Annotated in this window: 1 protein-coding gene and 1 pseudogene; both read left to right on the forward strand. The window is 47.5% G+C overall.

The features are described 5' to 3' along the window. A partial coding sequence (locus QWF21_RS18015; protein WP_330089427.1) for a hypothetical protein occupies positions 1-348 on the forward strand: 348 nt, incomplete at its 5' end. 14 nt (positions 349-362) lie between these two features. Continuing rightward, positions 363-1,044: pseudogene (locus QWF21_RS18020) on the forward strand (hypothetical protein); the annotation flags it as partial.

The raw sequence follows: 1,044 nt of genomic DNA on the forward strand, positions 1-1,044 counted from the left end.
CTGGAAATTGGCGGTTACATCAACAAAATGACAGCACCAGCAGGCACAGTTTATTATCAGTATACCAAGCCGATAGTGGGGGAAAGGAGAAGTGTGGATTTGTCCACAACGCCTCGTCAGATTGGTTATCATACGCATCCGAGTGGTAGTTTGAATTTTTCAAATCGGTATACTCATCAGCCTTTAGGAATTGGTTCAGATGCGAAATGGGTGAGTGATTCCAACAATCATTTGTATGTTGGTGCGATACAAGGTGGGGATGTTAAGATTGGTATTTGTGAGTACGAGTCTGATTGTATGAACCATGCTAAGGAGCACGGCAATCCGCCAACACGCGAAATTCAATAATCTGGGAGTGGAGTATGTTAACTGCATTATTGTTTGCCTCGGCAGGCGTATGGCCCCAGCTTGTGCAAATTGAACGTTACATTGATGTTTGTGAGTCGGCTTATATGGCGTATAGCAAAGGGCCATTGCCTACAGAGGTAGATCATATTTCAGTTAGGGTCGGCAAAGACAATACCAGCATTGGCTTTGTGGTGGGCGATCTAGGCCTGATTACAGGAACTCCTACTAAGATAGATGAAGTGCATGAATTGATCTGGTACTGCTATCTGGAGAACCGTACCGAAGAGGTTTATGCTTTGGGCCGTAACCTAGAAGCAGCTTTTATCCCGCAGGATATTGAACATAACCGGCGGGATGTTGCGCCAGGTTCTGATACGGAGTTTGATGTGGTTGAGTTTCGTATAGAAGAGAAAGGACGACGCTTTCTGGGTACTAAGCCTTACAGTAACCGGGGGCTCAGTCTGTACTTTAAGAGAGTCTTCCCCTCTGATGTGCAGATTAACGGCTACCACAGCTTACCGAGTAGCAACGAGTTGGCACCGAGTCACGGGGGGCTGGAGCTTCCCTTGGTAGAAGCAAGCCGTTATCAGGACAACGGTGATGGCACGGTCACGGAAAAAACAACAGGTTTAATGTGGCAACGATGTGCAGTAGGAAGGGAATGGCGCGAAGGCCGGTGCGAAGGTGAAGCCCTGA

Source organism: Alkalimonas mucilaginosa, from assembly GCF_036327005.1.
Taxonomy (GTDB): Bacteria; Pseudomonadota; Gammaproteobacteria; order Enterobacterales; family Alteromonadaceae; genus Alkalimonas; species Alkalimonas mucilaginosa.